We start from the raw sequence: 13713 nt of genomic DNA, 5'->3' as shown, positions 1-13713 counted from the left end.
CAGCCTCGTTGCACTCGACAGCTCCTACAGGGGCGGTGTACACCCGAAGCTTCTCACCACTCAACAGGCCGAGCGTTAGCTCGCCTGCAGCTCTTGATCTTGATCCACCCGCCCCTTCGGGAGGCTGAGTGCAGGTGTTCATCCGGGGAGTGGCGCGCAGCGCCGTTCGACGCAGTCGAACACGCTGCATGTAGGTGCAGCGAAGCCAACCGTAGGGCAGTGTCCCCGGATGGATACCGGAGCGAAGGAACGCCGAGCCTTAGCGAGGGGCCGGACGCTTGGGGCGAGACCTTTTGGTTCCTTTTGGGGCGTTTGCCAAAAGGGACTCGCCGTAAGGGCGAAACCGCCAGCCGCCGTTACCGCAGAAATGGATATGTACACCATCAACAAGAGCCTGGTCGGCTTTCAGGCCGCCAAGGTCAAGGGCGAGATCAAAAGAGCGCAGCCTCGTTGCACTCGACAGCTCCTACAGGGCGGTGTTTGCGGGGTACCCAGGGTGCAAATATCCCGCGCGGCTGGCCTGGGCGCTCAAGAAGGCCTAGAATTCCCGCATCTGTTAATTCCCCAAGGTAGCCCTTTAATGTCCTTCGCTGAGCAACTAACCCGTTTGCAAGTCTTCCTCGACGCCGACGAACTGCATGACGAGGCGCTGGACTACGTGGCCGCCCACGGCTACCTCACTGCGCTTTCGATCTGTTCCGAAGAGGTTCCGGATCGTGAATGGATCGACGCCCTCTTCGCTGAAGAACCGCATTACGCCGACGACACCGAGCGTGAAGCAATCGAATCCACCCTGCTGGCCCTCAAGGCTCACATCGCGCGCCAACTGGCGTCCGATGAAGAGTTCGAGCTGCCATGCGACCTGGACCTGGGCGAGGAGCCGGACGATTCCGACCTGCGCGGCTGGTGCATCGGTTTCATGGAAGGCGTGTTCCTGCGCGAAGCGGCCTGGTTCGAAACCGCCGAAGACGAAGTCAGCGAAATGCTGTTGCCGATCATGGTCGGTTCGGGCCTGTTCGACGAACAGCCTGAGTTCGAAGACATCGCCAAAGACGCCAACCTGATGGACGACATGATCGTGCAGATCCCGGAAGCCCTGACCGCGCTGTACCTCCTGTGCCAGGCGCCAGACGAAAAACCGGCGATCCTCAAGCCACGTCACCACTAAGGTTTTGCCTATGGACAACCCCATAGGCAACCGCTCCCTGATGTTGCGCTACGTGCTGCTGGCCATCGGCTGGCTGAGCGTAGCGCTGGGGGTGATCGGGATTTTCCTGCCGGTATTGCCCACTACACCTTTCCTGCTGCTGGCCGCTGCCTGCTTCGCCCGCAGTTCGCCACGGTTTTATCAGTGGCTGGTTCAGCATCCTCGGCTTGGCCCGTGGATTCGCGACTACCTCGACGGCAACGGCATCCCGCTCAAGGGCAAGGTCTACGCCATCGGCCTGATGTGGGTAAGCATCCTCTTCTCCTGCTACCTGGTGCCCCTGCCGTGGGCGCGCGGGTTCATGCTGACCAGCGCTGTGCTGGTGACGATCTACATCCTCAGACAGAAAACCCTGCGCAAACCCTGAAACCTCCACGGTCCCTGTAGCAGCCGAACGCAGGCTTCGCCAGCTGCTACAAATCCGTGTGCAAACCGACAATTTTTGTCCTTCCTCGCTGAAAACACCGCCTAGACTTCTCTCATCTGCACCCGAGCAGCCAGACATGTCCCGTCGCCGGCGTAGTCCAGGATGGCAAACGCTCCGACTTCGGCTCGGCGGATGGCTGCTGCTGGCCAGTTTTCTACTGACGGGGCTGGGCAGTGTCTGGGCCGACTGGGACTTTGCGCAGATCCTGCAAATCGCCGAAAAGCGCTACGGCCCGCTCGGCCCCGCCCAAGGACGAATCGAGGCCTGGAGTCGAATGCTCAAAAGCGAACTCAACCAACCCGAGCGCGAGCAACTGGACGCGGTCAATCGCTTCTTCAATCAACAGTTGAGCTTTCAGGACGACACGCGCATCTGGCGTCAGACCGATTACTGGGCGACGCCGGAAGAATCGCTGATCAAGGGCGCCGCCGACTGCGAAGACTACGCCCTGGCGAAATATTTCAGCCTGCGCCAACTCGGGATTCCCAGCGAGAAACTGCGCATCACCTACGTCAAGGCCCTGAACCAGAACCAGGCGCACATGGTGCTGACCTTCTACAGCAGCCCCACGGCCGAGCCGCTGGTGCTCGACAACCTGATCGGCGAGATCCGCCCCGCCTCCCAACGTAAAGACCTGTTGCCGGTGTACGCCTTCAACGCCGAAGGCCTGTATTTGCCGGGGGCCAATGGCGGCAAACGCAGCAGCGACTCGAAGAAATTGTCGCGCTGGCAGGACGTGCTGAAAAAAATGCAAGCCGAAGGGTTCGCCGTCGGCGAAGGCTAACCGCCATCGCAAGGAGCGTTTTATGTCATTGCGCAAACAGTTGTTTCTCGCCATTTGCCTGTTCCTGCTGGTGGCCTTCAGTGGCAGTTTTTTTGTCAGCCTGGAAAGCTCTCGCGAACAGATGCTCGGCCAGTTGCGCTCCCACGCACAGGACGCCGCCACCGCGCTGGGCCTGTCGCTGACCGCGCAGATCGACGATCCGGCAATGACTGAATTGATGGTCAGCTCGATTTTCGACAGCGGCTATTTCCGCAGCATCCGCGTCGTCACTATCGTTGATGAAAAGGTGTTGGTGGAGCGCATCGCACCGGCGCAGATCGAAGGCGTGCCAGGCTGGTTTGTGAGCCTGGTCAACCTGCGCCCGGAAGGTGGCGACGCGCTGATCATGCGCGGCTGGGAACAGGTGGCGCGGGTCGAAGTGCTGAGCAATCCGCAGTTCGCCCTGGCCAAACTCTGGGACAGCACACTCGGCAGCCTGATCTGGCTATTGATCTGCGGACTGCTCAGCGCCGTGTTCGGTGGGTGGTTGTTACGCCGGCAATTACGCCCGCTCGACAAAATGGTCAGGCAAGCCGAAGCAATCAGCAAACGCGAGTTTCTCAGCCTGCCAAAACTGCCGCGCACACCTGAACTGAGACGCGTGGTGCTGGCCATGAATCAGATGGTCGAAAAGCTCAAGGCGCTGTTCTCCGAAGAGGCCACGCGCAGCGAAAAACTGCGCGCCGAATCCTATCAGGACAGCCTCACGGGTCTGGCCAATCGACGCTTGCTGGATGAGCAACTGGCCGATCATTTACTGGTCTCGGAGCAAAGCAGCGACGGCCATTTGCTGATGCTGCGGATCAACGATTTGATCGGTCTCAACCAACGCCTGGGCGGTCTGCGCACCGATGGGCTGATCAGCGCCGTCGGCGAGTTGCTGAAGCGCCTGACTCATCTGCCGGAACGACGCACCTGGCTGGCGGCGCGCAACCGTGGCGGCGAATTCAGCTTGCTGACACCGGGCCTGGACAGCACCGAAGCGGCCCGCCTCGCCTCCGAAATCAGCGCCACCCTGGAAAATCTGCGGCTGACCGGCGCCAGCGATTGCATGCCCGTGGCGCACTTGGGCGTGGTTGCCTATCAGCCTGGCGAGCCGGCCAGCGACGTGCTGCTGCGCCTCGATCAAGCGCTGGCCCAGGCGCAGCAACATCCCGAACGGCCGTGGGTGCATCTGGCCCGATCCGATACCGCGACGAACCACACCCAACACGACTGGCGCACCTGGATCGACGACGCCCTCACCGAGGGCAAAATGCAGCTGTATTTCCAACCCGTGGTGCAATGCGCCGACACCAGCCAGGTGCTGCACCACAAAGTCCTCGCGCGCCTGCTCGACCCGCAGGGCGAGGCCATTGCCGCCGGGCATTTTTTGCCATGGATCGAGCGTCTCGGTTGGTCGGCACGCTTCGATCTGGCGATGCTCGAAGCCACGCTCGACTACCTCGTCGTCAATCGTTGGCCGCTGGCGTTAAGCCTGTCCGGCAGCACCTTGCGCGACCCGGCGCAACTGCGACAAATCATCGACATGCTCGAATCACTGCCCGAGCTGGCCCATCTGTTGATACTTGAAATCGACGAACGCCAACTGCCGCCTCCCGACGAATTACAACGCCTGAGCCACAGCCTGCTCGACACCGGTTACCGCATGGGCTTGCAGCACTTTGGCGGCAGCTTCAGTCAGATCGGCAACTTGACGCAGCTGGGGTTGGCTTACTTGAAAATCGATGGGGCGTACATCCGGCGCATTGATGAGCAGAGTGACAAGCGGCTGTTTATCGATGCGATTTACCGGGCGACGAACAGCATTGATTTGCCGTTGATTGCGGAGATGGTGGAGACCAAAGGGGAACTGGAGGTGATTCGGGAGTTGGGGTTGTTTGGAGTGATGGGGCGGTTGATCGGGCCGCCGGAGCCGATGTGAGGGGGATGAACGTGGTTGAAAGTTGGCATCCGCTGTCAGAGGTGCCAGGCAGGCGGTGAATCGGATGCTGGATCATTTCGCGAATCCTGCGACGAACACTTTCCTGCGGCGTTTCAGGCTGCGGGTTTTATGGGGGGCTTTTGGGCCTCTTCGCGGGCAAGCCCGCTCCCACAGTGATCTGGGTTGTTCGCCTGTTTTGTGTTCACTGAAGATCAAAATGTGGGAGTGAGCCTGCTCGCGATGGCGATTCCAGAGGGTAAAAGGGGCGGATCTGTTTATCCATTCGGTGCGTGGTCACCGGACCTTGAGCAAGTATTAAACGTCGATGTTTAACACACATCTCCAGACACTCTCTCAGGCTACACATCCTTGCGCCGTTGCCTACGACTGCGCCAGAATCCGCCGGCTTGTGCGCCTTGGGCCCGGCCTCTATCGTTTCCCGGTCGCTGAACATCAGCGATCGGGTTTAGCAGCTCGGTGAACATCAAGGCACGTCGGTGCCGCCTCGGATCAGTCGACCGTGTTTTCGTCAGATGATCTGCAATATGGCGGCTATGCGTGGGGCACTTCGGTGCGCCGGGTTCCTTGATGCCTGGTCTGCTAACCCGCGTACAGCCGCCACCCACTTCGTTTAGCAGCGACGGATGACGGCTCCCCTCATCAAGGAGTTTCACCATGTTCAAGATCACACCCAACCCACCCGAATCCGACGACGTTTCCCCCTACGAAACCCCCGATTCCAAAAAACTCAACGAAGCCGCCGACCGCGCCCTCGACTACTACCTCAAACCGGTCATCCCCGCAGACACTCCGCGTAAACCGAGCACGATTTATTCCATCGCTCCCGACACCAATGACGAAACCTTGCTGGTCAACGCCTGTGAAACCCTGGCGTCAGCGAGTGTGATGCTGAGTAATTTTGCGGGGTTGATGGAGGGGTCGCATCGCAACACGGTGCTGGGGATTCAGCAGGTGGTGATGCTGGGGGAATTGGCGGTGAACCGGATGCTGGATAATTTCGTTCCGCAGCAGTAACGGTAGATCAAAAAATCGCAGCCTCGTTTCACTCGACAGCTCCTACAGGTGTACGCCAAACCCTGTAGGAGCTGTCGAGTGAAACGAGGCTGCGATCTTTTGACGTTAAAAAACCCGCCATTCCTTCAACCGGAATGGCGGGTTTCGTCGTTTCAGCCCGGTTGGCCGCCCCCCCCCCAGAAACCAATGTGAACGACATGACCGTTCGTCTTAAACCTAGCTTCCCCTGTCAGATATGACAGTAGCCGCCAGGCGATTATCTGATCTAAAAGAGGAGCAGTCCGCAGCTGTTTTGCGAAACTTTTCTCCAGATGGAGCTGATCATGACCTCTTTCCGCCGGTTCCTGTTTACTCCCCGAGAAGAACTTGCCTCCCTCATATCGCCATTACAATCGTGGCCACTCTTCATCGCCGGCATGGTCCGTCCTCTGGAGGATGCTGACGGCGGTATCAACATTGCGGTGGTCGAAGAGCATGAGAAAGGCATGTTCTGCGTGATCGACCCTTACCCGGCCATGGCAACCAACGATGCGCTAAAGATCTTCTGGAACGAAAAATTAATCCATGAGCTGAAAGTAAAGCCTGAAGAAGTTGACGAACGATTGTTCTTTTTTCTGCCGACAAACGACGTCGTGTCAGGCTGGGCCGAGTGCTATTACCAATTGACCCGCGCAGGAGAATCCATTCCCGACGACCCTTCTGCCAAGTTAACGCTATTCATCAAACTGGATAGACCCGCCAAGGAAGATAAGGAACCCCATAAACCCTGGCATTCGGCGCTCGATATGGTTCTGTTACCTCTGGATGTCATCAACAACGGCGTCTCTAAAGAGTGGGCAGCCAAAGGGGTTCCGATGACCATCAAGGTTTACCCGGGTATCGCTCGGGGCGATGTCGTCCAGGTGCGGTGGGGCAGCGTGTTTCTCCTGCCATTTGAGTTATCACAGGCCCATGTGGATGGCACCGACGACATTGTCATCACCGCCCTGCCCGCCGACATCCTGAGCGCCGGTGATGCCGGCGCATTGAAAATACATTACGAGATCCATGATGGGCTGTGGAACTACAGCGAAAAATGGTCCAAAGAAACGACTGTTTTAGTCGAAGCCGGCGAGGCTCGTCTCGAAGCGGCTATTTTCAAGGAAGCGATCGACGGACAAATCCACCTTAAAGACCTGGATCATCAACCCGTCACACTGCTAATCAATATCAAGAGTGGCGATGAGTTTGTTGAGGGCGATACGCTCAAGATCAGAGTGATTGGCACACCGCTTCCGGGCAGCGCACCCCGAACGTTCACAGCAGAAGTCACTGTCGGCAAACCTCCTTACATTCTCGAAGAATTTATACCTTATGCGTTTGTAAGCCTCTTCGCCCAGGGAACCCTTGATGCTTCGTATGAGCTGCACAAGATGGACGGCAGCGAAACCCTCTCTTCCAAACGCGCCTTTACCGATGTGATAGGCAATCCCTCGCAGCTGCCGGCACCGACAATCAACGAGGTGATCGGGGCAACTCTGCCCGGCGATGTCATGATGGCAACCGTGGTAATCCGCTACCCGGCCATTGCCAATGGGGACTCAGTCCATCTGATTTGGGAAGGCTTGAAATCAGACAGCACCCCGTACGTTCACGAGGAAGATCACGATGTCAGCGACAACGAACAGAAAGAAGGCGTTGTCATTATTCATGTGACGCCCGAACACATTCAGGCGTTGATCAATGGCAGTCTCAAGCTGTATTACCGGGTATACAACGATTCGACGGACAACTACGGCGTCAGCGAATCCGACTTCCTGAGGGTGGAGGTGGGATCGCTGAAGGCCACGTTGCCGGCACCTGAAGTTGAGGAAGCCAAGGACGGGATTATCGACCCGTCTCAGGTTTACACCCAGGCCCATGTGCTGATCAAACCGGTCAATTGGGTCAAGGGCGACACGCTGGCTTATCACTGGATTGGCATCAATCCCATAGGGACCACTTCGGGCAGCGTACCTATCACCATGGTGACTGTCAGCCAACCGGTGCGCTTTCGGGTAGACGCCAAGTATGTCTCGGCGAATATCGGTTACAACGTCACCGTCTGGTACACCCTCCTTCATGGCGCAACCGGCAAATACAGCTACCGCGCCACTGGAAGTATTGGTCGGAGAACCGGTAGGCCGGTTGCTGCCGCCCACGGTTGACCAAGCCCCGACTGGCAAGCTGAATCCAATGGATGCGCTCAACGGTGTTGATATCAAGTGCAGCTACGCGTCAATGGACGAAATACTGGACACACTCGGACTGAAATGGCGGGGAACGCCCGGGGATGGCACTTCGGAAGATCTCGAAAAACCTGCCGACGCCTCTGGTACGGTCACGTTTCACCTGCCCGCCAAAGTGGTCGGTGCCAATATCCGTCGCGAGGTATCCGTTGCCTACGCAGTGAAGCGCTATAACTTGTGGACTCCGTCCGAAGAACTGCTGCTGAACATTTTGGGCTTCCAGAACCCTGACAAAGACCTACCTAAGCCTGAAGTTCCGCTCGCCAAAGACGGAGTGCTGGATCTGATGGAGTTTAAGATTGACGCCAGCGTTCTGGTGAACCCTTGGCCTTTTATCGCTGCCGGGCAACGTGTCTGGCTTAGCGTTGAAGGCCGCACTGCCGCTGGCGCCTACACCATCGATTTGCTCAAGGGGCATCCGCTCAACGACACGCAAGCCTCCAAGGGACTTGACGAAACACTGCTCAGAACGGAGCTGCTTAAACTGGTTCATCGTTCGGACGTCACGGTGAAGTGCAAGGTGATCTTCGATCGCAGTACGGAAGAAGCCAGCGCGATCGACTTTCCGAGCCTGCCACTGAACATCCGCACACGCTATGACTATCTGAAACCCGTTATCACCCTCGTGAAAAATGCGCAAAACATCGGCATTCCCGAAGGCGAGTTGACGTACGACAAGCGCCTGACGATCGAGGGCACTGCGACACGAGGTGAAAAAGTCGACGTCCAGATAAACGGAGTTTCAAAAGGCACGCCTCCCGTCAATGAGAGCGGAATATGGACAGTGCAGGTGACATTGGACGAGGGTTCGCAACGTGTCATAGCCATTGCCCAATACGACGCCGATGAGAAGAACAGTGAGCCGAGAACGTTCACCATCGGCGTCGCCACCCAACCAGCCATTACCGCACTCTCCGACTCCAAGGGTGCCGTCGCCCAGAATGGAACGACCTACGACGAAGAGGTCACGGTGACCGTCGAGGCGGATCCGAACCAGATTGTGCAGCTCTACGATGGCGGCACGGCCATCGGTGCGCTTATTCCCCTCGATGGCAAGGGTGAGGGAACCACGAAGCTGGCCAATTTGAGCCAGAAGACTTACTCCATCAAGGCCAGGGCGCTTTATGGGGAGCAGTTGGAGTCTCCCGCCCATGTCTTCACTGCAAAACTCCATGTAACAGCGACGTTAGATTCAGTCAGGCATTCAGGAGGGGAGCTGCTAAACGGAGGCCATACCGCCAGTGCCTCTGTCGCACTGGAGGGTCGGGTGACGCCCTTTTATAGCGTGCAGATCTATCACAACAACAGTGCCAAACATATCGTGCAAGGCAACGGAAGTGGTTTCTGGTCTACCACTCTGCCTACCATCCTGGGTTCGAACTCGGTATCCGCCAAGGCGGTGGCCACCGGGCAGGATTCCGAGACGCGCAACTTCACCAAAATAGTGCCTATAACTTCTGAAAAATTCGATCAATACTCAACGAGACACGTATCGCCGGGCCTGAATATCCCGCTAACCAGCATGACCATTTACCATTTAGTGGGCGGCACTGGCTTTATCGGGATATGTCCACTGTCTGAAACTTTCACTGGCCCCTATCCTCCGCTACCCGGTCGAAGTTCTGGACAGACTCTGGAGATGCATTGGAAAGGCCTCGGCACGTCGCAACATATGCGTATTCGATTCAATTGGGGCTATTCCAGCGTCAGTTTTTATCTCCGGTTCTCACAAACTCATAATCTATGGATTAGATTTTTGGACAAAAATGACCGTCCAATCCATCAATACACTCTGCCACTTAATTTCGACGCACAACTTGTTAGTTACAGCCACCAAAGTATCGATATTTGGGGTATAGAAGTCCAAACATCTGAGATGGATCTAGTTTCTTTGGATTGTTTCACCATGACTTACAGATAATGTGACAAGCAGAAAAATCGCACCAACAAAACGGCCTTTGCAGGCCGTTTTTTTTGGTAGTACTCAACCCGCCACCACACACTCGCCGACCGCTCGTCTGGAAACTTCACCTACCTGTTATTTCTGACAGTAGCCAACCCTCCCGCTTCCGGCCTTAAATCACTCCATCGCCCTACCCCGGCCGGAGTGCCCTCCCATGCTCGTTCAAGCCCTGAAAAACCTCAGTCCCCTGTTCTTGCTCCCCCCGGAAATCACCGGCGGCATTGCGTTAGCGTCCGGCAAGTGGGGCATCAACCTGGCGGCCGCCCGGCTCAACTTTCCCGACAAGGGCCTGAAAGTCCAGATTCCGGTCTGGTCGAACAAGAGCCTGGGCGACAAGGTCGAGCTGCTGCTCAATAACGGCAGGGTGGATCAACACACCGTCACCGACTCCGTCGAGCTGTCCGAACGCACGACCCTGTTTGTCCCGGCGGATCGCTTGCAGAGCGGTCCAGCACTGCTGGCCTACCGGGTGACGCGGCTGAATCAGCAGGCCGAACCGTTCACTCCGCCGCTTGAGCTCGACGTCAAACTCGAGATTCCCGCAGGTCAGGACACCGACCCGGAATATGGGCATTCCGGGTTGTACATGGCGTTCGACCCGAAGGAGATCGTCCAGGATGGCGTGGACAAGGACAGCGCCAAAAACGGTGTCGACATCCTCATCCAGGCCAAACCCGGCAGCGGCACTGACCGCCCCTATGAAAACATCGCCGTGGACGATGTGATCCCGGTGAGCTGGGGCGGTCAGTTGGTGCTGTCCGATCCCGTCACCCAGGCGCAGATCGATGACCCGCTGACCAACCCGATCAAGGTCCACATCGACGAAGCCACCATCCTCAAAGCCGGCGACTCCGGCCTCGAAGGCCTGGCCGTCAGCTTCATGGTCCGCGACCGGGTGCACAACCAGTCCGAAGACTGGTGCAAGGAAACGCGCATCGTCGTCGACACCGGCAACTCACGGCTGGAGGCGCCCATCCTCAAGCAGGCCGACGGCGACATCCTCGACCTCGAGAAGCTGGGTAGAGATGAACCGCTGCTTCTGCAGGTCTGGGCAGCATCGGCCGAGTTCAAAAAGGACGACGTCATCATCATGAACCTCACGGGCACCACCCTGGACGGTGACGCCATCGACCTCAAGGTGCGCCAATCCATCGATAAGAACCCGCCCACGTTGGTCGAAGTGCTCCTGTCCAACCCCGGTGCCCGTGCCCTGGCAAAAACCCAGGCAAGGTTTTCCTACGAACTGGAGCGCGACGGCGAGATCATCCAGAACTCCAAAGGCCGCTTCATCCACTTCATCGGTGAACTCCAACGCCTGGCGGTGCCCATTGCCGAGGATGCGCAGGACGGCGCGCTCGACCCTGACCTGCAGAGCGTGCGCATTCGCATTCCGTTTGATCCGCTTATCCAGGAAGGCATGGCGATCGAGCTGAAATGGTTCGGCAAACGACCGGATGGCACCATCTATGACCCGTTCCTGGACTGGCTCTTGCCAAGTAAAGAGGAAGCCGATGATCCCAAAGGCTTCGTCATCACCGTCGAGGGCAAACACCTCAAGACCCTCGAGGGTGGCACCCTGGAGCTGTGGTACAACCTGCTCTGGGACGATGACGGCGAAATCAGGGGGCGGGAGTCCCTGCACGCCGCCCTGCTGAACGTCGGCGAGCCACGGTTCGAACTGGTCGAAGCCATCGTTCTCGGCGAAGAAAACGGCGCGCTGGAGCCGAAAGAGCTGCCCGGCGGCGTCAGCAAGATCACCTGTCTCCACTCTGACGCCAACCCGACCAAGCCCAGGGATAAGGTCTTCTGGAAACTATGGGATGCCGACGGTGTACTGCTTGCCACAGACTTCAAGGAACTCAACTCAGTGAGCGCCGGCAGGAATGTGGACTTCCCCCTCAATGCTGCGTTTGTGCAGCAATATTTCGAAGCGAATCGCGAGAAGACACTAAGCGTGAGTTACGAGATCTGGCGGGTCGAGAGCAATACCACCAGTTATTCGAATCCGTTGGTGTTTGTGATTGGCGTCGCACCGGAACTGAAACTGGATCCGCCGACGCTGGATGCTCCAACCGAGAACCCCCTCGATGCTTTGAGTCACCCGCAAGGCGTCAGCGTGCGGGTCGACTTCGCGGCGGCGCAGCCCGGCGATAAAGCGCAACTGGTTCTGCTCAATCCACTGCCGGACTCACCTGCATTTAGCGATCAAGCGCTCGACCAGGCATTCGCCCTGTTCACCCTGGATGCGGTGTTTCTTGGTATGTGGCACGGCAAGGTGCCGCAGTTGCGTTGGGACCTGATTCGGGGTGGGCAAGTGATCGCCCAGTCGTTGCCGTTGGTGTTGACGGTGAATCGGATTGCCGATGAGGATCCGCGGTTGCCTACGCCGGTCATTGTCGATCAGACCGGGCAACACCTGGATGTCAACGAACTGGTGGCCGCCGACAAAGTAAACATCGGGCCATGGGCGCTGTACGCGTCGGGACAATTTATCTGGCTACGGTATGACGGGTTTGACAGCAGCGGGGCAGCGATTCATTTCGATGACTTGGAGGGTTTCCCGCATAGCGGAACGCCGGGGGTGACCCGGCCAGCATTGGTGGACTGGTTGAAAGCGCTCAAGGATGGGACGACGGTTACGATCACGTTCAGGGTCAACTTTGGCAAGGTGGATGACCTGGGTGCGGCGGTGACCTTCCCTACCAGGACCTATACCGTAAAGATCATCCCTAGGGATTCAGAGAATTTCGACTCCACTCCAGACCGTATAATAAATAAAGTTGGAGAATCGTTTCTTACTGAAAAACTAAAAGTAACGATAATCGAGCTAATACTCGCCATCGCATACATAAGGATTACTGCTGTTAGTCAAGCGGATAACCCCCTAAAGGGAAAATATCTGTACCCTTTCGGTGTCAGGTCTTATAGCATCGAGTTAATTTATGGAACTGCAAATCGAATAACATTCTGGCTCCAGCCTTTCAACGTCATCGGGGGGGGTGAGATCAGATATGATTTTTTGAACGGCACGGGAGCTATAATTGGGTCTAAAACAGTACGAGTCGAGCCATCTGGCCCCCCACAAGAGGTCGATTCGGGCATACTCAACGGTATAAAATCTATTGTCGTAACAAGCAAATCATTGAGCAGCGGCGCGCAAGTGCGCCTTGATGAATTTAAATTTTTTAGAACTTGATAATTACCGGAGTTACCCAGCTGGCGTCGTAAACTCGCCGCCAGCTGCCGCCCGGAAAGAATAAACAGGGAAAATAAAAGGGGACGCATTTATTTATCGGTCTTTATTTATCGATCCCATTTTTCGCCCTAAGTAACTGAGCGAGAAATTAAACGGCGATGTTTAAAAAAACATCTCCAGACACTCATTCAGGCTACACATTCTTGCGTCGATGCCTACAGCTGCGCCAGAATCCGCCGGCTTGTGTGCCTTGGGGCTGGGCTCTATCGTTTGCTCGTCGCTGAAAAACAGCGATCGGGTTTGGTAGCCTGGGATTTACGTAAGGTTCGCAGCATCACTATTTCGTGGCGTTTGTTCGTCTCGACTTTATGGTGGTCATGCACAGGGCGTCTTCAGGCGCGCCGGTCTCCTTGCGTCCCGGTCTACCAACCTGCGTATGGCCACCACCTCTTCGTTTGGTAGCGAAAGTGATGGCTCCTTATTCGACGCAAGGAGTTACATCTATGTTCAAGATCACACCCAACCCACCCGAACCCGACGACGTTTCCCCCTACGAAACCCCCGATTCCAAAAAACTCAACGAAGCCGCCGACCGCGCCCTCGATTACTACCTCAAACCGGTCATTCCCGCAGACACTCCGCGTAAACCGAGCACCATCTATTCCATCGCCCCGGACGCCGATGACGAAACGCTGCTGGTCAACGCCTGTGAATCCATGGCGTCGGCGAGTGTAATGTTGAGTAATTTTGCGGGGTTGATGGAGGGGGAACAGCGCAATACGTTGCTGGGGATTCAGCAGGTGGTGATGTTGGGGGAGTTGGCGGTGAATCGGATGCTGGACAGGGTTGATCCGCAGTAATCGCGGCCATT

The 13713-nt window shown here is 57.0% G+C and carries 9 protein-coding genes; all 9 read left to right on the top strand.

Annotated features, from left to right (window positions below; genetic code table 11):
* The first annotated feature begins 580 nt into the window (after positions 1 to 580).
* The 9 genes from ACA049_RS07815 (at position 581) to ACA049_RS07775 (ending at position 13702) form a co-directional block, all read left to right on the top strand.
* Positions 581 to 1168 carry a UPF0149 family protein gene (locus ACA049_RS07815; protein ID WP_010461974.1) on the top strand — a complete coding sequence of 196 codons (588 nt, stop codon included), beginning with the start codon at positions 581 to 583 and terminating at the stop codon, positions 1166 to 1168.
* Between the two features lie 10 nt (positions 1169 to 1178).
* Complete coding sequence (locus ACA049_RS07810) at positions 1179 to 1574, top strand: YbaN family protein (protein WP_497334441.1); 396 nt, start codon at positions 1179 to 1181, stop codon at positions 1572 to 1574.
* Positions 1575 to 1710: 136 nt separating this feature from the next.
* Positions 1711 to 2418: a cysteine protease LapG gene (gene lapG / locus ACA049_RS07805; RefSeq protein WP_497334439.1), complete on the top strand. Its 708-nt coding sequence runs from the start codon at positions 1711 to 1713 to the stop codon at positions 2416 to 2418.
* 22 nt (positions 2419 to 2440) lie between these two features.
* Complete coding sequence (gene lapD / locus ACA049_RS07800) at positions 2441 to 4381, top strand: cyclic di-GMP receptor LapD (protein ID WP_497334437.1); 1941 nt, start codon at positions 2441 to 2443, stop codon at positions 4379 to 4381.
* Positions 4382 to 5056: 675 nt separating this feature from the next.
* Positions 5057 to 5416, top strand: a complete 360-nt coding sequence (locus ACA049_RS07795; protein WP_497334435.1) for a DUF6124 family protein — start codon at positions 5057 to 5059, stop codon at positions 5414 to 5416.
* A 323-nt stretch (positions 5417 to 5739) separates the two neighbouring features.
* Entirely contained in the window at positions 5740 to 7602 is a 1863-nt protein-coding gene (locus ACA049_RS07790) for a hypothetical protein (RefSeq protein WP_497334433.1), read from the top strand.
* Between the two features lie 28 nt (positions 7603 to 7630).
* Positions 7631 to 9604, top strand: a complete 1974-nt coding sequence (locus ACA049_RS07785) for an Ig-like domain-containing protein (protein WP_497334431.1) — start codon at positions 7631 to 7633, stop codon at positions 9602 to 9604.
* Between the two features lie 196 nt (positions 9605 to 9800).
* Positions 9801 to 12842 carry a hypothetical protein gene (locus ACA049_RS07780; protein ID WP_497334429.1) on the top strand — a complete coding sequence of 1014 codons (3042 nt, stop codon included), beginning with the start codon at positions 9801 to 9803 and terminating at the stop codon, positions 12840 to 12842.
* 503 nt (positions 12843 to 13345) lie between these two features.
* Positions 13346 to 13702, top strand: a complete 357-nt coding sequence (locus tag ACA049_RS07775) for a DUF6124 family protein (protein WP_497334427.1) — start codon at positions 13346 to 13348, stop codon at positions 13700 to 13702.
* The last annotated feature ends 11 nt before the right edge of the window (positions 13703 to 13713 follow it).

Source organism: Pseudomonas sp. LBUM1662, assembly GCF_059695915.1.
The sequence above is the reverse complement of the archived record's forward strand: the minus strand, read 5'-3'. Positions and strand labels throughout refer to the sequence as shown.

Excerpts from the sequence above, each read along its gene's own strand:
- ACA049_RS07815 (WP_010461974.1), top strand. The coding sequence starts at position 581 with ATGTCCTTCGCTGAGCAACTAACCCGTTTGCAAGTCTTCCTCGACGCC.
- ACA049_RS07810 (WP_497334441.1), top strand. The coding sequence starts at position 1,179 with ATGGACAACCCCATAGGCAACCGCTCCCTGATGTTGCGCTACGTGCTG.
- lapG (WP_497334439.1), top strand. The coding sequence starts at position 1,711 with ATGTCCCGTCGCCGGCGTAGTCCAGGATGGCAAACGCTCCGACTTCGG.
- lapD (WP_497334437.1), top strand. The coding sequence starts at position 2,441 with ATGTCATTGCGCAAACAGTTGTTTCTCGCCATTTGCCTGTTCCTGCTG.
- ACA049_RS07795 (WP_497334435.1), top strand. The coding sequence starts at position 5,057 with ATGTTCAAGATCACACCCAACCCACCCGAATCCGACGACGTTTCCCCC.
- ACA049_RS07790 (WP_497334433.1), top strand. The coding sequence starts at position 5,740 with ATGACCTCTTTCCGCCGGTTCCTGTTTACTCCCCGAGAAGAACTTGCC.
- ACA049_RS07785 (WP_497334431.1), top strand. The coding sequence starts at position 7,631 with ATGGATGCGCTCAACGGTGTTGATATCAAGTGCAGCTACGCGTCAATG.
- ACA049_RS07780 (WP_497334429.1), top strand. The coding sequence starts at position 9,801 with ATGCTCGTTCAAGCCCTGAAAAACCTCAGTCCCCTGTTCTTGCTCCCC.
- ACA049_RS07775 (WP_497334427.1), top strand. The coding sequence starts at position 13,346 with ATGTTCAAGATCACACCCAACCCACCCGAACCCGACGACGTTTCCCCC.